We start from the raw sequence: 21,339 nt of genomic DNA on the forward strand, positions 1-21,339 counted from the left end.
ACTCCCTTAATTAATTTTTTGACGACGAGCAAAATCAACAAAATTAAACTTGTCGGGTCGATGAATTGATTCGGTAAATTCAAACAGCGTGGTGTCTTCCAAATAGGTCTGACTGCGAACGACCACTACGTCTTGATGGTCGCCTAATGCCAGCAAACGTGCGACCTCCTTTGAAGGATGTTCCACAGTAATCGTTTTGGTGGCGTAACTAATGATCAACCCTAGTTTATTTTCAAAATAATTATACAAAGAATCTGCTGCAACAGCGTGTGAGATATTGGGAACCACAGACTTTAAAACGTAGTCGCGGTCGAGAACGATTGGATTATCATCAATTGTCCGCAAACGCTCGACGAATGTGGCGGGTAAGTTTTGATCAGATTGATAATCGAAATTTTCAAGGGGCACATGCTGATCTTCAATGCACAGCACTTCAGTTTTTGAATGCATGTGTAATGAATTATTTAATTCCTTATAAGATGTAATTCCGGATACTGGAAAGTTGAAACGCTGTAGGTTTAAAACAACCGAACCTTTGCCACGGATTTTTTGAATGAAACCGTTTGTCAGCAGTTCAGCCAAAGCTTTTCGAATCGTTTCTCGAGATGTTCCATATAATTCGGCTAATTGAGTTTCACTAGGCAGGTATGTTCCCACAGGATAGATGTGATGAATAATTTTGTTAGCTAAATCGTGATAGATGGCACCAAATTTGTTTCGCATAACTGCTCGCCTCCTAAAACGCTTCCATTCTACCACATTTAAACTAGTATAGACAAGTTGTAAAGGAAAATTTTCTACTATCAATGTGTGAACATACACTAATAGTGGAGTTAAATAAAAATAAAGCAAGATAGTTGACATCCTGTATATACAAGTTGTATGATGACTCTGTTGTTAAGAAAACGCTTTATAAAACTAAAAAGTAATTATCCAGATGGGAGGGATACAAATGTTTGGATTTGGAAAAAAGAAGAAGGTCGCTGAGGATAACACCATCTATGCTCCGGTTACAGGAAAGGTAATTGACCTTAGTGAAGTCAGTGATCCGGTGTTTGCACAAAAAGCAATGGGCGAAGGGCTAGGAGTGAAGCCTAGTGATGGCCGCATTGTGAGCCCAGTTGCAGGTACTGTCACGATGGTTGCCAGTACAAAGCATGCTCTAGGAATCAAAATGGCCAATGGACTTGAGGTTTTGGTTCATATGGGTGTCGATACTGTTGATTTAAAAGGCGCACCATTTACCATCAGCGTCAAAGTTGGGGATATTGTCAACGGTGGTGATGCAATTGCCACCATGGATTTGGATCAGGTTAGGGATGCCGGACTTGATGATGTGATCATTGTTGTCATCACAAATTCGGCTGATAAGTTAGATCATTTAGATCTAACAGCTGGTGATACAACAGCAAAATCACAAGTTGGTTCAGTAACTGTTAAAAATTAGGGGAGGTTTTTAAAATGGCAAAGGACTACACAAAACTTGCTTCCGACATTATTGAAAATGTTGGTGGCAAGAGTAACGTCAAAAGTTTGATTCATTGTATTACACGTCTTCGGTTTTATTTAAAAGATGAAAGTCTTGCTAAAGATGATGTCATTCAAAATTTGGATGGGGTTATTTCGGTTCGGCATGCACAAGGCCAATATCAGGTAGTAATTGGCGCAGCTGTGAGCGATGTTTATGACGCAGTTATTGCACAGTTAGGTCAAGAATTCGCGGATCCTGATGCTACTGCAGCAGCTGTTGCAGAGACAGAAGCTGCTGCGAAGGAACCAGATAATCGGAGCTTCACACAAAAAGTTAAGGATGGGTTTGATTCGTTAATTGGTGTTATTACCGGTTCCATGATGCCGGTTATTGGGTTGTTGGCTGCTAGTGGTATCTTAAAAGGACTACTACAGATGGCAGTTTACTTTAACTGGACAACCGTGACTTCACAAACTTATGTGATTATTTCTGCCATGGGTGATTCGGCCTTTTACTTCTTACCGGTCATTGTTGGGTTTACGGCCGCTCAACGGTTGAAAGCTAATCCTGTGATTATGGCTATTATTGGTGGCGTATTAATTTATCCTTCATTATTCTCAATTGCCACTGGCACAAAAGTAACAGGACATTTGTTAGGAATGGCTTTGAACACAAATTTGTTTGGCTTACCAATCCATTTGGTAAATTATACCTATACCATTTTTCCCATCATTGCGGGAGCATGGATGGCACATTATATTGAAATTTGGTTGAAGAAATGGATTCCACAAATTCTCCAAATGATCTTCGTACCATTATTTGAAGTCATGATTGTGTCTGCTTTGATCATGATTGTCGTGGGCCCGATTATCACTTTAATCAGTACTGGAATTTCCGTAGTTTTAGATGCTGTATTGAAGTTCAATTACCCAATTGCCGGGTTGTTAATCGGTGGTTTCTATCAGATTTTGGTTATTTTCGGATTGCATTGGGCGATTGTACCGCTAATTGCTAACGATATCGCTTCTAAAGGGTACAGTTATTTAAATGCAATTGTGTCAATGACCATGGTGGCTCAAGGTGCTGCTGTATTAGCAATTATGATCAAATCAAAGATTGCTTCAGTTAAAGAGCTTTCTGGTGCTGCAGCGATTTCAGCCTTCGTCGGAATTACTGAACCTTCTATTTATGGTATTAACTTGAAATATGGCCGAGCGTTCTTGACGGCTAACATTGGGGCTGCTGCCGGTGGTTTGGTAACTGGATTACTAAACGTTAATATGTATGGGTTCACGGGTTCAATTATTGGGTTCCCATCATTCTTTACACCTGCTAAATTTGGTGGTGGAATTAGTAACCAGATTAATTTCTGGATCGCAACGATTGTGACTTTAGTTGTCGCTTTTGCCTGCACATGGGCATTTGGTTTCAAAGACTCAGATGTTGAAGCTGCAAAGAAAGTTACGCGTCGTAAGACAATTGGTAAAAATGCTTAATTAAAATATATTTTATGAAATAACGAATGATTGATGCGAACCCCCAGTATTGGACCAAAATCCAATACTGGGGGTTCACTTTACAAAAAGGTCGTCTCTGGACTCCCAATTTGCTATTTTTTTAAGTCAAAACACAAGATCAAAAGTGCATATCTTAGTCAACTTCACAGAATAATTGTTCTTATGTTATTAAGAAATGTGTTATCTTCATAGTGGAGGGGTGTATATGAAGAAGAAAAGATGGTTGTCAATATTTGGAGTGTTAGTTCTTATCATATGTGGCGTGGTTGCATACATATATTTAAATTCTGATATGTATACCGTTAATCAAGTGAATTCTAAGATGAATAGTATGATTAGGGGAAAAAATTACAAGCAAATGAAAGCTGTTGCTAATAATCAGGATACATATATCTTTTTAAGAAGTCTGTCTAGCAAAGATAGAGTTAATGATACCTTGGATTTTCAAGGGGGCTCTGACGAGAATGCATATTACGTTACAGTAGTAAAAAATCAAGATTTAAATGTTTATATGCGTAAAACGGGGATAGCTAGTTGGGAGATTCGTCGTGTTGAAAAACAATAAAAAAGCTGTTCAGTGAGCTTGAATCATGCGTTCTTTTGATTAAGCATATTTAAAGGTTCTGGGTCACTGTACAATTTGGAGTGTTTTGTGTAACATAAAAATTTAATCCGTATTTTTATAGAAGGGTCTTGCCATAAAGTTCGTTTTGGAGTATTATCAAAGCTATTCAGAATATTAAAAAATGCTGTGAACAGATAAGTAGGAACAAAGCGGATTTTAAAGAGAGCTAGGATAGTGAAAACTAGTAATGAAGCTGTGCCGAAAATGGTCTGGTAGCATTGCAGTGAAATTAAACTTTAAGCTGCGGGTGTAAAAATCCTTATGAATCGAGATGAACGTTTTTGCGTTCAAATAAAGGTGGCACCGCGGTCAAACGTCCTTTACTTCAAATTGAAGTAAAGGCGTTTTTTTATACTTAGGAAACAAAATTTAAAAACTATTTTGGGTATAAGGGAGAGAGACTTATGAACAAAAAACAAGGTATTTCAGTTAGAACGGTTGTGGCAATCGGAATCGGAACGGCAATTTTCTTCGTTTTAATGCGTTATATTCCAATTCCAACTGGTGTTCCAGACACGAATGTTAATTTGGCTTACGGATTTTTAGCTTTAATGGGTGCAATTTTTGGTCCCGTTGCGGGTGGACTGATTGCCTTTTTAGGGCATATGTTTAATGACTTAACTTGGGGCGAACCATGGTGGACTTGGATCGTGGCCGATGGCATCTATGGTATTTTATTTGGTTTAACTAAAAAATATTTAAACATTGAAAACGGTGATTTAACGGCGCGTAAATTAGTGCTTTTCAACGTTTACCAAATCGTCATTAGCATCTTGGTCTGGGGTATAATTGCACCAACTGGTGATGTGCTCGTTTATTCTGAACCAGCTTCCAAAGTTTATTTACAAGGAATTACGTCAATTATTTGCAATGCGCTTTCAGTTGGAATTTTAGGAACCATTTTGTTGGTTGCTTACGCACGGACCCGTTCCAAGAAAGGCAGTTTAAAGAAAGAGTCTTAATTTTATGAAGAAACCAATTATTAGCTTTCAGGATGTGAGCTTTCAGTATCAAAGTCAGTCGGAATCGACGCTCCATCATCTGAGTTTTGATATTTATCCTGGTGAAAAGGTGTTGATTGCCGGGGCGTCGGGTTCAGGAAAAACCACGATTAGTCGGCTGATGAACGGTTTGATTCCGTCAGCTTATCCCGGAGAACTAAGCGGTAAAATTTTCATAAACGGAGAATCGGTCACGGATCAAACGATCTTTGACCTTTCTTTGCGTGTCGGGACAGTTTTGCAGGATCCAGATACCCAATTTGTGGGATTGACGGTGGCTGAAGATATTGCGTTTGCATTGGAAAATGATGCCGAGGATCAGTCGGTTTTAAAACAAAAAGCGAAGGATTGGGCGAAACAGCTGAAAATCCCCGCAATTTTGAATAATCATCCTCAAGAAATCTCCGGTGGCCAAAAACAACGGGTTTCAATGGCTGGTGTTTTAGTGGATGAAGGTAAAATCCTTTTATTTGACGAGCCACTGGCCAGTTTAGATCCGATTGCGGGACGGGAATCGATTGAGTTAATTGATGATATGCAAAAAAATGGAGCAACAACCACGGTTATTATTGAGCACCGGATTGAAGATGTTTTATATCGGCCGGTTGATCGGATTATCTTAATTGATCAGGGAAAACTGGTCGCCAATGACACGCCAAATACAATTTTGAAAAGTGGTATTTTAGCTAAACTGGGATTACGTGAACCCTTGTATTTGTCTGCGTTAAAATACGCGGGAATCGATCTAACTCAGGTGGCTGATGTGGATAGTGTGGGTAAAGTAGCATTGTCGGCAAGTACGATCAGTGCATTACAGGCCTGGGTTAAACCACAACAGGCTCGAGTCCAAACAATGGATGTTAAACCGATGCTACAAGCTAATAATATTTCATTTAGTTATGATTCGAAACAGGTTTTAAATAAATTAAACTTAAACATTAATGCGGGTGAAATGGTGAGCCTAGTAGGTCGCAATGGCGTTGGTAAAACGACATTAAGTAACATTATTACTGGCTTTCTTCACCAAAGCTCGGGTGATTTGGTTTTGAATGGTCATTCGATTAATGAGGCGTCGATTAAAGAACGTGCCGATCATATTGGGTATGTCTTGCAGGATCCTAACATGATGATTTCAAAGAATACTGTTTCTGAGGAAGTGGCGCTAGGCCTGACTTTGCGGGCAGTTGCTCCAGATGAAATTGAAAGGCGCGTTGCTGAAACGTTCAAGGTTTGCGGCTTTTTTGAGTTTCGTCATTGGCCAATCTCGGCGTTGAGTTTTGGTCAGAAAAAGCGGATCACGATTGCCGCAATTTTGGTTTTGAATCCGGAGCTACTGATTTTAGATGAACCAACCGCGGGTCAAGATTGGCAACATTATACAGAGATGATGACATTTATTCGTGACTTAAATCGTAAAATTGGTATTTCGGTGATTTTTATTACCCATGATATGCATTTAATGATGGAATATACAGATCGCGTTGTGGTGCTAAATAACGGTGTGATTGCTTATGATGATCAGCCGATGAAACTCTTCGCAAATTTGGATCTCTTGAAACAGGCGTCATTAGTGGAAACGAGTTTGTTTACATTGGCGCAACGGATCAAAGTTGATCCAGAAGCTTTGATTGCGAGCTTTATCAATCAAGAAAAGGTGGTTCAGACGAATGAATAACAATGTTTTGATTGGTTATAAACAACGTGATAACTTTGTGGATCATTTGACTGGAACAACCAAATTAATTGGTTTGATTGCGTTATCCGTGATTGGAATGGTGAGCTTTGACACTCGTTTTTTACTGGTGTTGACGATTGGTTCATTGGCGTTATTTCGGCTGTCTGGGATTAAATTTCATGAAGTTTCTTTTATATTGAGCTTTATTACGGCGTTTTCAGTGTTGAATCTAATTGCAGTGTATATATTTGGACCGCAGTATGGTGTGCATTTGTATGGGTCGGAGCATGTGATTTGGCAGGGAGTGGGCCCGTACAATTTGACGTGGGAGCAGCTGTTTTACGAGTTTAATTTGTTTTTGAAGTATATTTTTACGGTGCCGTTGGCGTTGGTGTTTTTGATGACGACGAATCCGAGTGAATTTTCATCGAGTTTGAATAGAATTGGGGTTTCGTATCGGATTAGTTATGCGGTGTCATTGGCATTGAGGTATATTCCGGATGTGCAGAATGATTATCGTCAGATTAGTAAGGCCCAGCAGGCGCGTGGAAATGAGATTTCTAAAAAGGGAAAGTTGACGCATAGGGTGAAGGCGGCGGCACAGATATTGTTGCCGTTGATATTTACGAGTTTGGATCGGATTGAGACGATAAGTCAGGCGATGGAATTGCGTCGATTTGGAAAGTTGAAGAAGCGCAGTTGGTATGCGGAAAAGCCGATGAAGAGAAGTGACTTTGCGGCGTTGATGGTGATTGCGTTGGTGGTTGTGATTGGGATTTGTTTGTTTAAGCTGAATGCGGGAAGATTTTATGACCCGTTTAGGTAAAAGTGAGCGAGAGAAAGCGGTAAGAAAGGACCCATAAGGGAACCGGATGCGGGATCGCAATCCCGCGGGAGGTTTTCTTATGGGTCCTTTTTTGCTTTCTCGAGCTGTCCTAAGGCTCAGCGGAAAGCAGCAGGCGAAGACCGTAAGGGGGGGAACCCCACGCAGTACGCTATGTTCAGAATCAAAACAGGTAATTTTTCACTTTTTTTAATTTTTTTGTTTACATTTGGCATCCTGAAACGTTATTAGTATATGTAAGCCGTCGCGACACTTACTAAAATGAAAAGAAAACTTGGAGGGTATCAAAATGGAAAAGAATTGGTTAAAGACTGCTATTGCAGTAACAATGTCAGGTGAAGGTCATGAAGAAGGTCTCAAACGAAGTTTCGCTAATATGCCAGAAACTGTCACTGACGATCAGATCAAAGGCTTAGGCAGCGTTCTTGAAGCAGTTTCAAACGATAAATTTGATTTTGCAACTGTCACAACTACAGAAAAAATTGTAAACAACTAAAAATAAAAAAATCCCGCTCAAAAACTACTATGTACATCAAAAATCAAGGAGGATCCAAATATGAAACAATTAGATATGGAATTCGTAAGCAGTCTCGGCAAGGTACGTCACATTAAGTTGAAGTATGTGAATGAAGGGTTAGAGGCCCCCGCAGTAAAAACTGCAATGACACAATTAGCAGGTTTGAAATTATTCGTGAAAGATGACGAAGAATTATATGCCAAACCACAAGCTGCTAAGTATATCGAAACAATTGATACACCATTGTTTGATGATGATGCGATCAAAGCGTAATTAAATGAAAAGGGGTAAACGCATTCCGGGAACGGAGCGGTTACCCCTTTTTTGAGAGAGTTGAAAATAAAAAGTGCTTTTTTACGCCAGTTTTCAAAATTAGTGTTATAACAAGGGTGTTGGGGTATTCTAAACTAAGACAGACTACACAGCAAGCCGGAAGTGGTACTTGGTGGCTACTGAAAGATTACTGTGCTTCACCCAAAAATATAATTGGAGGTTTTTGATATGGCAGCAACAGCTTATGTAGAAAAAACCGCGCTTTTAGACACGGCAACCAAAGATATTTTTGACTGGAGTGACGATGCAACTCCATTGCGTGATGCAATGTGGGACAAAGTCATGGATAGCAACAATCATAATACCGATGCAACATCTGAGCAGGCCGCAAAGTGGGAAGACATGAATGATTCCGACTTAAAGGCTGCAGCTGAGAAGTTATTGAAGTAAAAATTGAATATTGAACGGCTTGTAAAGTTGCTCAAATTAAAGGGTCTCTGTCAAATCGTATTGGTGGAGATTTTGAACGGCACATTCACTTCGGTGAATGTGCTTTTTGTTTACTCATGAATTAAACTAATCCGGATAAAGAAGTTGTCAATATTTCGAAAACCAAAACAGTTACGCTTTAATGCCTTGATTTTACGATTAAGTCCTTCAATTGGACCGTTGGAAAATGGATAACGACAACTGTTTAGAAGGGCTGAACCATTTTTGATAAACGTGTTGATCGTTATGTCCATTTGATTACTAGTGGGTTGGTAGTTAGTAAGTAAGGATTGGAACGCATTAGCATCCTTTTGGTGTATGGCACTTAAGATACCTTGATAGGTTTGATACACAGATCTAAATCTGGGAAAAGCGTCTAGAGCTAAATCAATGGCGTTTTGTTGCGTCATATACTCGTTAATTCCGCGTAAATAAACAGCCTTAGAATCATTAACTTTTATTTCATCAAGATGAAATAAACGCCATTGAGATTTTAAAATATGATAAATTCGTGAATGCTTATCTTGGATAGTACGAATGGTCTGCGTGCGTTCATTATCTAAGGCACGCCCAGCCAGTTGAATAATATGGAAACGATCGATAATCGTGGCCGCATTGGGAAATAAGCGATGAATGAAGCTGCCATATTCAGCATTCATGTCAATCGTCACTGATTGAACTTGGGCACGTTCTTGAACCGAAAAACGAGCTTCAAAGTAGTCAATGATATCTTTACTTAGCCGATCTTTTAAAGTAACAATTCGGCGATGACTAACGGCATCGCAACAATTAAAGGACATCCAGTGATTACAGGAACGAAATTCATCAAAGCAAAGATTCTCTGGGAGATGTTTAACACGATAGGCTAAGTGAATATTGGCATTTAGGATTCGTTGAACACTGCTTGGCGAAATTCCACAAAGTTTAGCAATTTCTTTACTCGTCAACATATCGCGTGCCAAAACGATCACTTGATGTTTGATATTATGTGTGAAAGTTTCGTTACGATTAACCAACTTAGTTTTAGCACCACAGGTTTTTGAACAATCTTTACATTGGTATCTTTGACGTTTTAAATGCATTTCGTAACGACCACCGGATAAGGTTCCTAAACGCAGGTGACTCATGTGAGTTCCGTTTTTAATTAAGCTTTTATGGCCACAATGTGGGCACTTTAAAAGTTGATAAGACAAAGTTGCATGGACGACATGAATACGTTGGTTTGTGGAACACCGTTCTTTAGAAATACCAGTGACAATTAAGTTTGGGTCTGTTATTTCGAATAAGCATAAGATAGAATTAGTTAGGGACATCTGAATTTCCTCTTTTCGATTTGTTTTGGCGATTAAATCGTAGCACAAAGAGGACAGATGTCCTTTTTTATTTTTCTGATTTTCAAAACAGACAAAAAACCGGTATTAGTTATTCACCAATACCAGAAAGTGTAGACCCAAATTAAATAAAAGAATTAACGAAAATGTGTTATTTTCGCTAATTCTTTTTTCTATACTTTCATAAAATGGTCAGCATATATAATTAATCCAATAAACAAAAGACAAATACCGATGATGAAAAATGTTGTCCCAAACTGCAGCCAAGTGATTAAGGCACCCACAACTGGAAACAGTGCAATCATAACTAGGCTAAACATCATGCTCATAACGCTGAGTAAGGTGGCACGTGCGTTTGATGGAATTTGTTGTTGTAAAAAATCATTGAAAATTGGTTCTACCACTGCGGTTACCAAGCCAATTAGGACAAAACAGCCGGTTAAAATAAGGATGTGTTGAAAAATACTGAGTAAGAGGCCGACAATCATTAAACAGACCAGACCAACAATGAGCCGGCGTTTCGACCAGTGATTTTCCAGTGTCGGTGCACTTTTGGCACCCAAAATGTTAAAGCAGGCGGCAATCACAATGATCATACTAATTTGCCATCCCGAAAAATGGTAGTGGGTCATGAGGGTTTGAAAATAAAAAAAGTAGGTAGTGCCAATTGCCTCATAGCAGGCCAGAAACAGCATTAAACCAGTAGTGACGGGATGACTAGTCATAAACTGCCAGCTAGTTTTCAGGATTGTGGCAAAGCTTGTCGGTGAGTCGGTTTCGCTAGTTGTTGAAGAATGAGGTTCTTGCATTCGCAAAATTGCAATAATGGCCAAAAGAGACGTAAAAATATAAATGACGTAGGTTAGTTCGAAATGCCAATGCACAAAGAATCCGGCGACAATCAGTCCCAACATGTCAGCCAGTTCATAAATGGCGTTGAGATTGGCTGTGATTTTGAGATAGTGTTTCTCTAAATGGTCGGTCTTGAGAGTCTCAAAAATGAGGGCTTCGTTGGTGCCAGAGTTCAAATTATAAGAAAATGCTTGAATGATAAACGCTAGCGCAAACCACCAAAAGCCGGCTCCCGATAAAAAGAGAAATCCAGATAGGATTGCCATGATCCGACCCATAATTAAAACTGTTTTGTAGGAAAAGCGATCGGCCAACGTCCCAGATGGTACTTCAAATAAAAGACTGGCAACGTGAAAGATGCTTTCAAGGAGACCGACTTGAATTAAGCTCATGCCATGTTGGGTCAAATAAATGATCCAGAGGCTGGTAATGCTAAAAAATGCCCAAAAACTATAATGATAGTTGGCGTGGATGGTGCGTTTAACTGATAAATGATTTGAAAATTTAGTTTCCATGATGTCACTCCTATAAGTGTGTAGCGACCATCAAAAAAGGCGAGTCGAAAGTACGACCCGCCTTAAAGAAATTCAATTGTGGCTCATAATTAAGCACGCATTTGAACGGTCGCATAGTTAGATTGAGGGTTAAAAATGGACAGACTGGTCCCGTTAGCCTTCAAAATGTACGATTCCGCACAAACGATCCCCAAAAAATCGAGGTAGTCAGCAAGATGATTAGATGTTGAAATGACTGACATAAACGTGCTCCTTTCCGTGTAAATGATAATAAAAGTGTAGCATATTCATTTTTTTCGTACAAGGTGGTTTTGGTGATTGTTAAAATTTTTGAATTTAGTGTATATTTTGAACTGAACCTAAATGGAGGACAAAACGACTTGAAAGACAAATATGAAGTTTATCGATATACTGGAATCCCAGTGGTTAAAAATCGTTCTGGTAACTATGAGTTTAAAACAGACGAGTCCGGTCAGGTAAAACCTCATGATTGGCGAACAGGCAAACATACTAAAGGCAAGTTTAAGCGAAATGGACAAGTATTTTTAACAGAAAATAATTTGTTTGTGACCGTAATCGAAGTTGAAAAAATGCCATTTAATCGCCGCCATACTGTGACGCCATTGCAACGATTCACTTCGGAATTTATTAATGAACAACTTTTAAAAACAGGCAGAAAAGCTGTGAGGAATCTTCAAAATGATTAAATGGTCAGATAAAAAAATTAAAGAGTTTCGAGTCACCTTACTAAATTGGTATGATGCCAATTGCCGTGACCTTCCCTGGCGTCAAGATCATGAACCTTATCACATTTGGGTTTCAGAAATCATGCTCCAACAAACACAGGTAGCTACGGTAATTCCGTATTATCAACGTTTTATGAAGCAGTTTCCAACGATTGAAGCGCTGGCGCAAGCGCCCGAAGATCAATTACTGAAAGCATGGGAAGGCCTGGGCTACTATTCCCGGGTGCGCAATATGCAGCGAGCCGCTCAACAACTATTGGCAGATTATGACGGTCAGTGGCCGCAAACTAAAGCCGAATTACAGGAACTCGTTGGGATTGGACCATACACGGCGGGTGCCATTGCGAGTATTGCGTTTAATCAACCGGAACCCGCAGTGGACGGCAATGCGTTTCGGGTATTTTCTCAACTTTTAGAAATTGAAGCAGACATTACGAAACCGCAAACGCGTGGTATATTTGAGGATGCAATTCGCCACATTATACCTGCTGATCGGCCAGGTGATTTTAATCAGGCTATTATGGATTTGGGCGCGAGCTTTATGACAGCCAAGAATCCAGATAATGTCCATTCACCAGTTCGAGAATTTAATCAGGCGTACATAGATGGGCGTGTGGCTGAATTTCCAGTCCGTTCGAAACGCTTGAAACCAGTTGATAAACACTACTTTGCGTTAGTTTTGCAAACCCCTAAAGGTTACCTTTTTCAGCAACGTGCCAGCAATGAACTACTAGCCAAGTTGTGGCTATTTCCGCTGATAGATACAGATCAGTTAAAAGTGGAGAATCCTGATTTGACTGATGACATGGTTATCGAAGCCGCTGAAAATAAATTTCTGGCCGACACTGAAATTAAAGCTGACCTTCAATTCGTGGATGCACCGATTGTAAATCACACGTTTACACATCAAAAGTGGCACGTCACATTAGTAAGTGCTGAACTTCAGAATCAACCAGACTTGAGTCATTTTGCTGGTCAGGTGGTCCCTGTCGAGAAACTGGCGACGATGGCATGGCCGACACTGCAAAAGAAACTGTGGACAGCCTATGAAAAACGGCAAATTAAGTTATTTTAAACAAGAGGGATATAAGCGTGAAAACTTTAATTATTGTGGCTCATCCAAAATTGATTGAGTCTGGAACTCAAAAATTCCTAAAAACTAGTCTCACTAAAATGGAAGATGTGACGTGGCATGTATTGGACGTGACCCAACCTCATTTTGATGTGGCTGCTGAACAGGCTTTGCTACAAAAACATGATCGGATTATTTTTCAATTTCCATTGTATTGGTATAGCGCACCGGCTGTTTTAAAACAGTGGGAAGATGAGGTGTTAAACCGTAATTTTGTATACGGAACTCAACGTGCACTAGCTAAAAAGGAACTGGGCATTGTCGTTTCCACTGGCGATCCTCAGCGTGGTTTTGTAGCTGGTGGGGATGAACAATTCACCTTGTCGGAATTATTACGTCCCTACCAAGCGTTGGCAAATAAAGCTGGTATGACTTATTTACCTCCGTTTTCAATCTTTCAGTTTGCTTATTTAACTGAGACGGCGAAACAACGGTTGGTCATTGATTATCAACAATATATTACCAATGCTGAATTTCAAAATTTTCATGGACGTGAGTTATGGTTTGAAGATCAACTCAAACAAAAACTAGCAGATTCACCTGATTCGCAAAAATTAACACAGATTTTGACGGCCATTCAGGATAATCGGGAAGATTTGGAAGAATTGGGTTGGACACTTTCAATGATCAAAGATGACGAGGATGAGTAAATTGGATACCAATGAATGGGTAGAAGCACAATTAAAAGAGTTATCGAAAATGAGTAAACAGTATGAGGATCGGGCCTTTTATCTAGCCTTACTTGATTTAGTTGAAGAGCAGCAAAAACGTTTAATTCAAAGTCAGGGTGAGGTTGATGGTCGAACTTGGAATCCAAGCAAATGGTAGTTTATCGAAAAAAATTTAAATTATAGCTTGATTAAAAGAATTAAAATGGTATGATAAAAACACATCTTCAATTCAAGGGAGTTTTAATTATGAAAATTAAACCACAAACTCAATTGAATAGCAGTCGTTATTACTTTTGGTTTTTCCATGTGTGATTTGTGGGAGCCAAAAGCGTTTTAGAGTGAACTAAAACCGGCCGCACAGATCACGTAAATGACTGTGCGGGGGTATAAAAGTGTTACTGAACCCTTTTCAGTCATTAATCGTGACTGGGAAGGGTTTTTATATTTTATGAGGAGGAAGAGACATGAGTAAATTGATTGGTCACATGAAAAAAGAGTTAGCAGAGTTAAAGCCTTCAGATATTTTGGCGTTTAATCAGGAAATTGCGGAGATTCCCGATATTGTCAAACTGACGTTAGGGGAACCTGATTTTAATACGCCGGAGCACGTTAAAGCTGCTGCAATTCGAAGTATTGAAAATAATGAAAGCCACTATACTAATTCGCGGGGGACGTTAGGATTGCGTAAAGCAGCTGCCAACTTTTTGAAACAAAAGTATGCATTGGATTACAAACCAGAGTCGCAAATCCTAGTCACAACGGGTGCCACCGAAGCCATTTATTCGTCGTTAACTGCAATTTTGAATGCGGGCGATACGGTAATTGTGCCAACGCCAATTTTCCCATTGTATATTCCGATTACGATGTTAAATGGTGCCAAGCCAATCTTCGTGGATACCTCCGATAATGGATTTATTCTTTCACCAGAGAAGTTGGCTGCCGCGATTGAAGCAAATAAGGATACGGTAAAGGCCGTTGTCCTTAACTTTCCTAATAATCCAACCGGCGTAACCTATCAACGTGAGGATCTCGAAAAAATCGCGGCCGTTATTGCTAAATACGATATTTTTGTCATTAGTGACGAAATATATAGTGAGCTAACTTATGAAGGAACCCACGTTTCAATGGGGACCATTTTGCCAGAACAACCCCTTGTTTTAAACGGCGTTTCCAAGTCACACGCGATGACCGGTTGGCGAATTGGATTGTTGTGTGGACCATCGGATGTGATTACTCAAATCGGCAAAGTGCATCAATTTGCGATTACTTCGGCAATCACAAACGCCCAAGCTGCGGCTCAAGAAGCGTTTGAAAACGGGATGGATGATGGGCAGAAAATGCGCGCCGTTTATCAAACCCGGCGTGATTTATTATTAGAAGGTCTGACTAAAGCCGGGTTCACCTGTGCGAGTCCTAACGGGGCATTCTACCTATTTGCCAAAATTCCAGCAACTTTGAATCAAGATAGTTGGAAGTTCTGTTACGATTTGGCTAAAAAAGCAAAAGTGGCTGTGATTCCGGGAGCTTCGTTTGGTCCTGGTGGTGAAGGCTACGTCCGAATTAGCTATGCAGCTAGCACGGAAGATTTAAAAAAGGCAATTAGTCGTATTCAAGACTATGCAGCAAAACAGGCGTTATCAACTGTCAACTAACACATAATACGAGGAGTGGTCGATATGGATCAGATTAAAACCAAGAAAATTAGTAAAGAAGTTGTGATGAATACCTTAAACGGATTATCAATTGGAATTATTGTGGCGTTAGTCCCAAGCGTGTTATTGAATCAATTGTTAACTGCCCTATTACCAGTATTTCCAGCGGGCAGTAGTATTATGATGATGACGAATGCCGCGATGGTATTGTTACCAGCAGTGAGTGCAGTGTGCGTGGGGATGCTGGCTAAATTTTCACCGATTCAAACCACTTCAATTGCCTTAGCCGCGGTGATGGGAGCTGGCAATTTTAAAGTCGGTACCAACGGATTTTTAGTGAGCGGTACAGGAGATGTGATCAATATTGCGATCACCATTATGATTGGTTACGTGCTGATTTTGTTATTAGGCAAACGGCTAAAAGCTTACACGATTTTATTAATTCCAACTTTAGTGCTGGTGATTGCCGGCGGAATTGGGATTTTAACGTTGGGTCCCGTTAGTGGGATTACAAAACTTCTCGGTATTGGAATTATGCAATTAACCAGTTTACAGCCATTACTGATGGGTGTTTTATTAGGAATTGTTTTTGCACTTTTAATTATTTCACCAATTTCATCGGTCGGTATTGCTGCAGCTATCAGTATTCATGGCGTGGCAGCTGGTTCAGCAAACTTAGGGATTGTTGCAGCGGGATTTGCCTTGGCAATCTATGGGTGGAAAGTAAACTCAGTAGGGACTTCCTTGGCCCACTTCTTGGGATCACCAAAGATGCAAATGGCAAACATTATGTCACGCCCAAAATTAATTGTGCCAATTATGATTAACGCTGGAATTTTGGGTGGCCTCGGGGCTGTCTTGAATATTCAAGGAACTGCAATGAGTGCTGGCTTTGGTTTCTCCGGATTAATCGGACCTGTTGCCGCACTTAACGGGATGGAACAAGTTACAGCTGGCTCGATAATTTTGGTAACCATTATGTTTCTTGTGTTACCAATTGGATTAGGATTGGTCAGCAATTACCTGTTTGCAACGAAACTCCATTACTACGAAAACAGTGATTTTGAGTTGAATTACGCTTAAAAAAATTTTGAAGTTCAGATTGAGTAGCCTCTATAAACGAAAAAAACGGTGTTCAAATTCTTATCTAGAGATTTGAGCACCGCTTTTTATTAATCAATGGCCAACAGTTATTTGTAACTAAAGCTATTGGCTTATATTGAATGTATAAATTCACATTCGTTAAACGTTCGTTGGATTATCAACAAGACATTCGTAGATAAAAGAAACAGCATCGTTAGAATTTTGAGTTGTGTTCATATATCTCGTCTCCTTATTTGAATAATTAAAACAGTATGATAACCATTGACATACATTCTAATCACTTTATAATTAATGCCAACACATTTTATAAAGAAGGAAATTATAATGGCTAGTTATATTATAAATGATAAGAATTTTGATTGTTATGAGGTTATTCATGGAGAATTTTTTGACTGTATGAACGAGGTCTTATCAAATGCCTAAAAAAATATGTGATGTCTATGACCCGTTATTACCTACATTACTAATATCAATTCACAAGATATATGTCAAGCAAATTTTAAGCGGCAAAAAAGTCATTGAATATAGAAAAAAGTTTTTTAATGATCCGTTTCAAGCCTTTGTTTACACTACTGGAAAAAATGGTGGTATTGAAATGTTTATCAAATGCGATGCCCCAATTATAGATAATGCACATAAGTTAGCTACGATCGGGGAAACGATTCAACACGATAATTACGGTGATATATTTGATTACTTCAAAGAAAAAAATACAGGATATATTATTCCGATTATTGAAGTTTACCAGTTTAAAAAGGTAGACCTTCAATATTTACGTACAGAATTACCGAGTTTTGTTGTTCCACAAAAATACTTATTTTTAGATCGGCAGGATAAACAAAATCTACTTAACTTATTATTGCAACAGGTATGTTCGAACAAATTAATAAATAACTGGGATTTTTATTTTAAACAAGCAAAAAAATGTATTGACTCAATCAATGATAATTAGGCAAAACACATCTGTAAAAGTAGCTGAAGCAGTGATTAAGAAACAACTGGAATTTTCTCTTAATTTTTCTACTATAAGATCTGGGAAAGCTTATCTGACAAACTTTTCTAAGCATAAATTAGTGTCTGGTTTCATTGAAGGCTTTGAAGGACTTGAAATGGTATATGGAATGTATAACACTATTTATCGAAAAACAAGCAATTAAATAAACGATTTTCAAAAAGATAGGTGACTAAAATGATTAAAGACTTTGTTTCTAAGAAACCAGCACTATTTATATTTAATATATTATTAAGTGTTGTAAGTATGGGAAGCTCTGCAATTGGTAGTGTAATTTTTGCGTATTCTTTTAATGCGCTTAATCAAAGAAATTTGGCCAAATTTGTTCAAATGAATTTTTTGTTTTTTGCATTTTCAATATTATCAGATGTTACAACCTATCTTTCCTGTGTCTATTCAAAAAAATGATTCAAAACTATAACCATGATTTACGGTATCACTATATCCAAAGTTTGATAAAAAAAACTAATTTTTCTGAAATAGATGTCAATAAGCATATTAATGCACTGACCAATGATTTATTATTACTATCTGAAAAATATTTGTGGGGATTTTTAAAGATGGTTAACGCAGTTTTTAAAATTGGCTTTTCTATTTTTGCTTTATTTACATTTCATTGGTCTTTAGTGTTAGCTTCTATGTTTTTTGCAGCATTAATGTTGACTGCTCCAGAATTCTTTAATAAACGCTTAACTAAAGTTACGGAAGACATTTCATTATCTAATCAAAAGTTGATATCAACTTTGAATGATTGGCTTGGCGGATTGTATGATTTGAGCTGGAGTCAGGTTACAAATAAGTTATGGTCAATAATAAGCCCTAAAGCTACAGAATTAGAGGATAGCTATATTGAAGAGGCAAAAATAAATAGTTTTGTTGGTGAGTGGAGTAATATTATTTCAAATATTTCTACTGTTTCTTTAACTATTTTAGCGAGTATTCTTTATTTTAATGGATTAGTTCCCTTCGGAATTGTAGTAAATATTGGGAGTTTTATATTTTCAATATTTACTGGACTTGTCACAATCAGTAATAATATTGCAACACATATATCTGGGAAATCAATTAGTAAAAAATATCAAGAGATACTATATACGGTTGATAATAGAAGAATAGAAAAAAACATATTATTACCAAATATGTCAGTAAAACTTTGTGCAAATAACTTAAGTTACCGCTACAAAGATAAAATAATTAAATACCCTGATTTTAATATCAAGCAAGGTGATAAGGTTGCATTAGTTGGTCCTAGTGGAGTTGGAAAAACCACTTTAATTAATATTCTATCAGGTGAACTTTCAGATTACAGTGGAGAGTTCACGTTAAATGGTCAAGAAATTAAAGATATTAGTTTGAATTCGTTACATCACTTGATAGGGATTGTGCCACAGCATAGTCACTTGTTTAGGACTACAATTGCTGAAAATGTTTTGTTATTTGACGAAACGTTGGAAGATAAGTTGCCTGATGCTTTGAATGAAGTGAACTTATCTGCTGTCGTAGGTAATTTACAGCATGGTATAGATACTGTAGTGGGTCCCAATGATGAAAAATTATCCGGTGGCGAATTGCAAAGAATTTCATTGGCTCGTGCATTAATTCGTAACAAAGAATTTTTGATTATAGATGAAGGAACTTCTGCTTTGGATGAAAGCAATGCTAGAGACATTGTGAGACGGTTGCTGAGTAAAAAGAGTATTACTTTGTTAATGATCACACATACCAGTGATCGGAAGTTATTGAGTGAGTTTGATCAAATTATTCAATTGAGCTAAAAACAGATAATATCGATGTGGGTGTAAATTCCAGCTACAAAGTTAAAATAAAATTAAAAAACATGTTGACTTCTCATTTTATCTCGCTATAATAAGTTTATTAAATCAAAGGGAGATGAAGTCACATGCAATGTACACATAAATTAGTTAACTTGATCAATTTAGTCATTATTAGCTTAATTATTAAAGTGCACGGTGCTGTGACTTTAACCTTTTAGCTAATAACTTTTTAGTGAACCAAAAAGAGGATAAAAAAGTTACCCATCGTGCTTTCGAAGGAAAGATGCGGTGGGTATTTTTTTATCCTCTTTTAATTTGCTTTAGGCATTTCAAAATACTTTTTTAAGGGGATTTGAGTATGAAAAATAAGTGGAAAAAGCTAGGCACGGCGACACTTCTTTTATCAGTATTATTGGCAGGTTGCGGGAGCGCAAAGAGTTCCGAAGCCAAACATCAGAGTTTTAGTGTTATGGAGCAATCGGACTTAACAACTATTGATGGCTCAAAAGCAATCGATTTAACTTCTTTCAATATGATTAATAATACTGAAGAAGGTTTGTATCGAGTTGCGAAAGGTAACAAGGTCGTTGCAGGATTAGCAGAAAAAGTTGTCAAACCCACAAACAATGGGAAAACATACACATTCACACTCCGAAAAGGTTTGAAATGGAGTAACGGGGATGCTTTAACTGCAAAAGATTTTGTTTATTCTTGGCGACGAACGGCCGATCCTGATACGAAGGCTGGATATGCCTACATCATGGAAAACGTGAAGAATGCGTCAGCAATTTCAGCTGGCAAGATGAAGCCAAGCAAACTGGGCATTAAGGCGATTGGCAAACGAACTGTCCAAGTTACGTTAACCCAAGCTACACCATACTTTAAGTACTTAATGGCATTTGGGACATTCTTCCCACAGGATCAAAAGGCTGTTGAAAAGTATGGCACTAAATACGGTACTTCCAGCAAGTACATGGTTTACAGTGGTCCGTTTAAGATGGTCGGCTGGCGGAACTAACATGAGTTGGAAACTTGTCAAGAACACGCAGTACTGGGATAAAAAGAACGTTGCTGTAAGCAAAATCCCCGTTAAAGTGGTTAAAGATCCGAACACTGCTTTGAACCTGTATCAAGCTGGCAAACTGTCTGATGCATTGCTTTCTGGTGAACAAGCTAGCCAAGAAAAAACTAATAAAGCGTTTGTGAAGTATGAACAGGGGCAAACTGCTTACTTGGCGATGAGTTTCAAGAAAGGCAAAGCAACTGCCAATGGTAATGTCCGTAAGGCTGTTTCGTTAGTAATCAACCGAAAGACTTTGACTTCAAAAGTTTTGGCAGATGGATCGACACCAGCAACCGGCTTTATGCCAACCAGTTTTGTGAAGAATCCCAAGACTGGTACAGACTTTACCAAGGATGCCAGCGTTTCAGAGGCTGTGGAACACAACGTTGCCAAAGCCAAGAAGTACTGGGCAAAGGGTCTCAAACAGACCGGGAAATCTAAAGTTAACTTTGAATTAGTGGTTAGTGACGACGATTCACAAAAGAAAGTTGCTGAAGCCGTTCAAAGCGCAGTTGAGCAAAGCTTGCCAGGTGCGACAGTTACAGTGCGTTCCTTGCCTGCCAAGGGCGCACAGAGTGCAGAGCTTAGCGGTAAATTTGATATGGCCGTTGTTCGTTGGATCGGTGATTACACAGATCCATTGACCTTTGCACAGCTTGAAACAACTGGCAACACATATAACTATGGTGGTTTCTCAAGCAAGACATATGACAAACTCGTTGCAGCAACTAATGGAAAAGATGCAAATAACGAACAGAAACGTTACGAAGACTTCGTTAAGGCAGAAAAACTCCTGATGCAGCAAGAAGCCGTTGTCCCACTTTATCAAGCTGTTCAAACTCAGCTTGTAAACACCAAAGTTAAAGGAATTGTCTACCATCCAACTGGTGCTCCTTATGATTATAAGTGGGCGCACGTTGAAAAATAGATAAACACATATTTAAAAATCAAGTCAATCTCGTGTGGAGACGGCTTGATTTTTTGTTTGCGGATTTTTGAAGAGAATTCTTTAGGTAAAATGCAGGATACTGCCTTATTTGTGAAAATCATCACTAAAATGCAACGTAATGCATT

General features: G+C 38.6%; 25 protein-coding genes and 1 other annotated feature. Of the genes, 21 read left to right on the forward strand and 4 right to left on the reverse strand.

Features of this window, described 5'->3' with window-relative positions:
- Positions 1–6: 6 nt before the first annotated feature.
- Positions 7–723, reverse strand: a complete 717-nt coding sequence (gene treR / locus AB3217_RS00870) for a trehalose operon repressor (protein WP_057784181.1) — start codon at positions 721–723, stop codon at positions 7–9.
- Between the two features lie 229 nt (positions 724–952).
- Between treR and AB3217_RS00875 the strand changes: the two genes are divergently transcribed.
- The 9 genes from AB3217_RS00875 to AB3217_RS00915 all read left to right on the forward strand — a co-directional run bounded on the left by AB3217_RS00875 (position 953) and on the right by AB3217_RS00915 (position 8,373).
- Complete coding sequence (locus tag AB3217_RS00875; RefSeq protein WP_057784183.1) at positions 953–1,447, forward strand: PTS glucose transporter subunit IIA; 495 nt, start codon at positions 953–955, stop codon at positions 1,445–1,447.
- Between the two features lie 14 nt (positions 1,448–1,461).
- A complete protein-coding gene (locus tag AB3217_RS00880; RefSeq protein ID WP_057784185.1) occupies positions 1,462–2,967 on the forward strand; it encodes a PTS transporter subunit EIIC in 1,506 nt (501 codons plus the stop codon).
- Positions 2,968–3,193: 226 nt separating this feature from the next.
- Positions 3,194–3,553 carry a hypothetical protein gene (locus AB3217_RS00885; RefSeq protein WP_367365521.1) on the forward strand — a complete coding sequence of 120 codons (360 nt, stop codon included), beginning with the start codon at positions 3,194–3,196 and terminating at the stop codon, positions 3,551–3,553.
- A gap of 177 nt (positions 3,554–3,730) precedes the next feature.
- Positions 3,731–3,937 (forward strand) — a binding site (T-box leader).
- An 80-nt stretch (positions 3,938–4,017) separates the two neighbouring features.
- A complete protein-coding gene (locus AB3217_RS00890) occupies positions 4,018–4,575 on the forward strand; it encodes an ECF-type riboflavin transporter substrate-binding protein (RefSeq protein ID WP_057784190.1) in 558 nt (185 codons plus the stop codon).
- Positions 4,576–4,579: 4 nt separating this feature from the next.
- Complete coding sequence (locus AB3217_RS00895; RefSeq protein WP_367365522.1) at positions 4,580–6,289, forward strand: ABC transporter ATP-binding protein; 1,710 nt, start codon at positions 4,580–4,582, stop codon at positions 6,287–6,289.
- The gene (locus AB3217_RS00900; RefSeq protein ID WP_057784194.1) at positions 6,282–7,115 is read left to right on the forward strand and encodes an energy-coupling factor transporter transmembrane protein EcfT; all 834 of its coding nucleotides are present in this window, start codon (positions 6,282–6,284) and stop codon (positions 7,113–7,115) included. The genes AB3217_RS00895 and AB3217_RS00900 overlap by 8 nt, the downstream gene beginning before the upstream one ends.
- 307 nt (positions 7,116–7,422) lie before the next feature.
- Positions 7,423–7,629, forward strand: coding sequence for a hypothetical protein (locus AB3217_RS00905; RefSeq protein ID WP_057784198.1), 207 nt, complete (start codon positions 7,423–7,425; stop codon positions 7,627–7,629).
- A gap of 60 nt (positions 7,630–7,689) precedes the next feature.
- A complete protein-coding gene (locus AB3217_RS00910; protein WP_057784200.1) occupies positions 7,690–7,923 on the forward strand; it encodes a DUF2922 domain-containing protein in 234 nt (77 codons plus the stop codon).
- 228 nt (positions 7,924–8,151) lie between these two features.
- Positions 8,152–8,373 (forward strand): hypothetical protein, encoded by a 222-nt coding sequence (locus AB3217_RS00915; RefSeq protein ID WP_057784201.1) that lies wholly within the window; start codon positions 8,152–8,154, stop codon positions 8,371–8,373.
- A 110-nt stretch (positions 8,374–8,483) separates the two neighbouring features.
- Here the strand turns inward: AB3217_RS00915 and AB3217_RS00920 are convergent, their stop codons facing one another.
- The 3 genes from AB3217_RS00920 to AB3217_RS00930 all read right to left on the reverse strand — a co-directional run bounded on the left by AB3217_RS00920 (position 8,484) and on the right by AB3217_RS00930 (position 11,352).
- A complete protein-coding gene (locus tag AB3217_RS00920; protein ID WP_063697918.1) occupies positions 8,484–9,725 on the reverse strand; it encodes an ISL3 family transposase in 1,242 nt (413 codons plus the stop codon).
- A gap of 191 nt (positions 9,726–9,916) precedes the next feature.
- Positions 9,917–11,110 carry an MFS transporter gene (locus tag AB3217_RS00925; protein ID WP_367365523.1) on the reverse strand — a complete coding sequence of 398 codons (1,194 nt, stop codon included), beginning with the start codon at positions 11,108–11,110 and terminating at the stop codon, positions 9,917–9,919.
- 89 nt (positions 11,111–11,199) lie between these two features.
- Positions 11,200–11,352 (reverse strand): hypothetical protein, encoded by a 153-nt coding sequence (locus tag AB3217_RS00930; RefSeq protein ID WP_157077524.1) that lies wholly within the window; start codon positions 11,350–11,352, stop codon positions 11,200–11,202.
- Positions 11,353–11,490: 138 nt separating this feature from the next.
- Between AB3217_RS00930 and AB3217_RS00935 the strand changes: the two genes are divergently transcribed.
- The 12 genes from AB3217_RS00935 (at position 11,491) to AB3217_RS00990 (ending at position 21,193) form a co-directional block, all read left to right on the forward strand.
- A complete protein-coding gene (locus AB3217_RS00935; RefSeq protein WP_057784216.1) occupies positions 11,491–11,817 on the forward strand; it encodes a hypothetical protein in 327 nt (108 codons plus the stop codon).
- The gene (mutY, locus tag AB3217_RS00940; protein ID WP_057784205.1) at positions 11,810–12,931 is read left to right on the forward strand and encodes an A/G-specific adenine glycosylase; all 1,122 of its coding nucleotides are present in this window, start codon (positions 11,810–11,812) and stop codon (positions 12,929–12,931) included. Before AB3217_RS00935 ends, mutY begins: the two co-directional genes overlap by 8 nt.
- A 17-nt stretch (positions 12,932–12,948) precedes the next feature.
- Complete coding sequence (locus AB3217_RS00945) at positions 12,949–13,638, forward strand: NAD(P)H-dependent oxidoreductase (RefSeq protein ID WP_057784207.1); 690 nt, start codon at positions 12,949–12,951, stop codon at positions 13,636–13,638.
- Positions 13,631–13,816 (forward strand): hypothetical protein, encoded by a 186-nt coding sequence (locus AB3217_RS00950; protein WP_068806733.1) that lies wholly within the window; start codon positions 13,631–13,633, stop codon positions 13,814–13,816. The genes AB3217_RS00945 and AB3217_RS00950 overlap by 8 nt, the downstream gene beginning before the upstream one ends.
- A gap of 307 nt (positions 13,817–14,123) precedes the next feature.
- Entirely contained in the window at positions 14,124–15,311 is a 1,188-nt protein-coding gene (locus AB3217_RS00955) for an aminotransferase class I/II-fold pyridoxal phosphate-dependent enzyme (RefSeq protein ID WP_367365524.1), read from the forward strand.
- 24 nt (positions 15,312–15,335) lie between these two features.
- Positions 15,336–16,394, forward strand: coding sequence for a PTS sugar transporter subunit IIC (locus AB3217_RS00960; RefSeq protein ID WP_057784210.1), 1,059 nt, complete (start codon positions 15,336–15,338; stop codon positions 16,392–16,394).
- Positions 16,395–16,830: 436 nt separating this feature from the next.
- Complete coding sequence (locus AB3217_RS00965; protein ID WP_068806723.1) at positions 16,831–17,367, forward strand: hypothetical protein; 537 nt, start codon at positions 16,831–16,833, stop codon at positions 17,365–17,367.
- Positions 17,357–17,572 (forward strand): hypothetical protein, encoded by a 216-nt coding sequence (locus AB3217_RS00970; protein WP_367365525.1) that lies wholly within the window; start codon positions 17,357–17,359, stop codon positions 17,570–17,572. Before AB3217_RS00965 ends, AB3217_RS00970 begins: the two co-directional genes overlap by 11 nt.
- Positions 17,573–17,604: 32 nt before the next feature.
- Positions 17,605–17,835, forward strand: a complete 231-nt coding sequence (locus tag AB3217_RS00975) for a hypothetical protein (protein WP_367365526.1) — start codon at positions 17,605–17,607, stop codon at positions 17,833–17,835.
- Positions 17,814–19,202, forward strand: coding sequence for an ATP-binding cassette domain-containing protein (locus AB3217_RS00980; protein WP_367366105.1), 1,389 nt, complete (start codon positions 17,814–17,816; stop codon positions 19,200–19,202). The genes AB3217_RS00975 and AB3217_RS00980 overlap by 22 nt, the downstream gene beginning before the upstream one ends.
- A gap of 358 nt (positions 19,203–19,560) precedes the next feature.
- On the forward strand, positions 19,561–20,220 hold the full coding sequence (locus tag AB3217_RS00985; protein ID WP_317762812.1) for a peptide ABC transporter substrate-binding protein: 660 nt from the start codon (positions 19,561–19,563) through the stop codon (positions 20,218–20,220).
- A gap of 1 nt (position 20,221) precedes the next feature.
- Entirely contained in the window at positions 20,222–21,193 is a 972-nt protein-coding gene (locus AB3217_RS00990) for a peptide ABC transporter substrate-binding protein (protein WP_317762814.1), read from the forward strand.
- Positions 21,194–21,339 lie beyond the last annotated feature (146 nt).

Source organism: Pediococcus parvulus (genome assembly GCF_964063155.1).
Lineage (GTDB): Bacteria > Bacillota > Bacilli > Lactobacillales > Lactobacillaceae > Pediococcus > Pediococcus parvulus.

Excerpts from the sequence above, each read along its gene's own strand:
- AB3217_RS00960 (WP_057784210.1), top strand. The coding sequence starts at position 15,336 with ATGGATCAGATTAAAACCAAGAAAATTAGTAAAGAAGTTGTGATGAAT.
- AB3217_RS00910 (WP_057784200.1), top strand. The coding sequence starts at position 7,690 with ATGAAACAATTAGATATGGAATTCGTAAGCAGTCTCGGCAAGGTACGT.
- AB3217_RS00915 (WP_057784201.1), top strand. The coding sequence starts at position 8,152 with ATGGCAGCAACAGCTTATGTAGAAAAAACCGCGCTTTTAGACACGGCA.
- AB3217_RS00885 (WP_367365521.1), top strand. The coding sequence starts at position 3,194 with ATGAAGAAGAAAAGATGGTTGTCAATATTTGGAGTGTTAGTTCTTATC.
- AB3217_RS00950 (WP_068806733.1), top strand. The coding sequence starts at position 13,631 with ATGAGTAAATTGGATACCAATGAATGGGTAGAAGCACAATTAAAAGAG.
- AB3217_RS00920 (WP_063697918.1), bottom strand. The coding sequence starts at position 9,725 with ATGTCCCTAACTAATTCTATCTTATGCTTATTCGAAATAACAGACCCA.
- AB3217_RS00965 (WP_068806723.1), top strand. The coding sequence starts at position 16,831 with ATGCCTAAAAAAATATGTGATGTCTATGACCCGTTATTACCTACATTA.
- AB3217_RS00895 (WP_367365522.1), top strand. The coding sequence starts at position 4,580 with ATGAAGAAACCAATTATTAGCTTTCAGGATGTGAGCTTTCAGTATCAA.
- AB3217_RS00880 (WP_057784185.1), top strand. The coding sequence starts at position 1,462 with ATGGCAAAGGACTACACAAAACTTGCTTCCGACATTATTGAAAATGTT.
- treR (WP_057784181.1), bottom strand. The coding sequence starts at position 723 with ATGCGAAACAAATTTGGTGCCATCTATCACGATTTAGCTAACAAAATT.
- AB3217_RS00970 (WP_367365525.1), top strand. The coding sequence starts at position 17,357 with ATGATAATTAGGCAAAACACATCTGTAAAAGTAGCTGAAGCAGTGATT.
- AB3217_RS00975 (WP_367365526.1), top strand. The coding sequence starts at position 17,605 with ATGATTAAAGACTTTGTTTCTAAGAAACCAGCACTATTTATATTTAAT.
- AB3217_RS00875 (WP_057784183.1), top strand. The coding sequence starts at position 953 with ATGTTTGGATTTGGAAAAAAGAAGAAGGTCGCTGAGGATAACACCATC.
- AB3217_RS00955 (WP_367365524.1), top strand. The coding sequence starts at position 14,124 with ATGAGTAAATTGATTGGTCACATGAAAAAAGAGTTAGCAGAGTTAAAG.
- AB3217_RS00985 (WP_317762812.1), top strand. The coding sequence starts at position 19,561 with ATGAAAAATAAGTGGAAAAAGCTAGGCACGGCGACACTTCTTTTATCA.
- AB3217_RS00990 (WP_317762814.1), top strand. The coding sequence starts at position 20,222 with ATGAGTTGGAAACTTGTCAAGAACACGCAGTACTGGGATAAAAAGAAC.
- AB3217_RS00930 (WP_157077524.1), bottom strand. The coding sequence starts at position 11,352 with ATGTCAGTCATTTCAACATCTAATCATCTTGCTGACTACCTCGATTTT.
- AB3217_RS00890 (WP_057784190.1), top strand. The coding sequence starts at position 4,018 with ATGAACAAAAAACAAGGTATTTCAGTTAGAACGGTTGTGGCAATCGGA.
- AB3217_RS00900 (WP_057784194.1), top strand. The coding sequence starts at position 6,282 with ATGAATAACAATGTTTTGATTGGTTATAAACAACGTGATAACTTTGTG.
- AB3217_RS00925 (WP_367365523.1), bottom strand. The coding sequence starts at position 11,110 with ATGGAAACTAAATTTTCAAATCATTTATCAGTTAAACGCACCATCCAC.
- mutY (WP_057784205.1), top strand. The coding sequence starts at position 11,810 with ATGATTAAATGGTCAGATAAAAAAATTAAAGAGTTTCGAGTCACCTTA.
- AB3217_RS00905 (WP_057784198.1), top strand. The coding sequence starts at position 7,423 with ATGGAAAAGAATTGGTTAAAGACTGCTATTGCAGTAACAATGTCAGGT.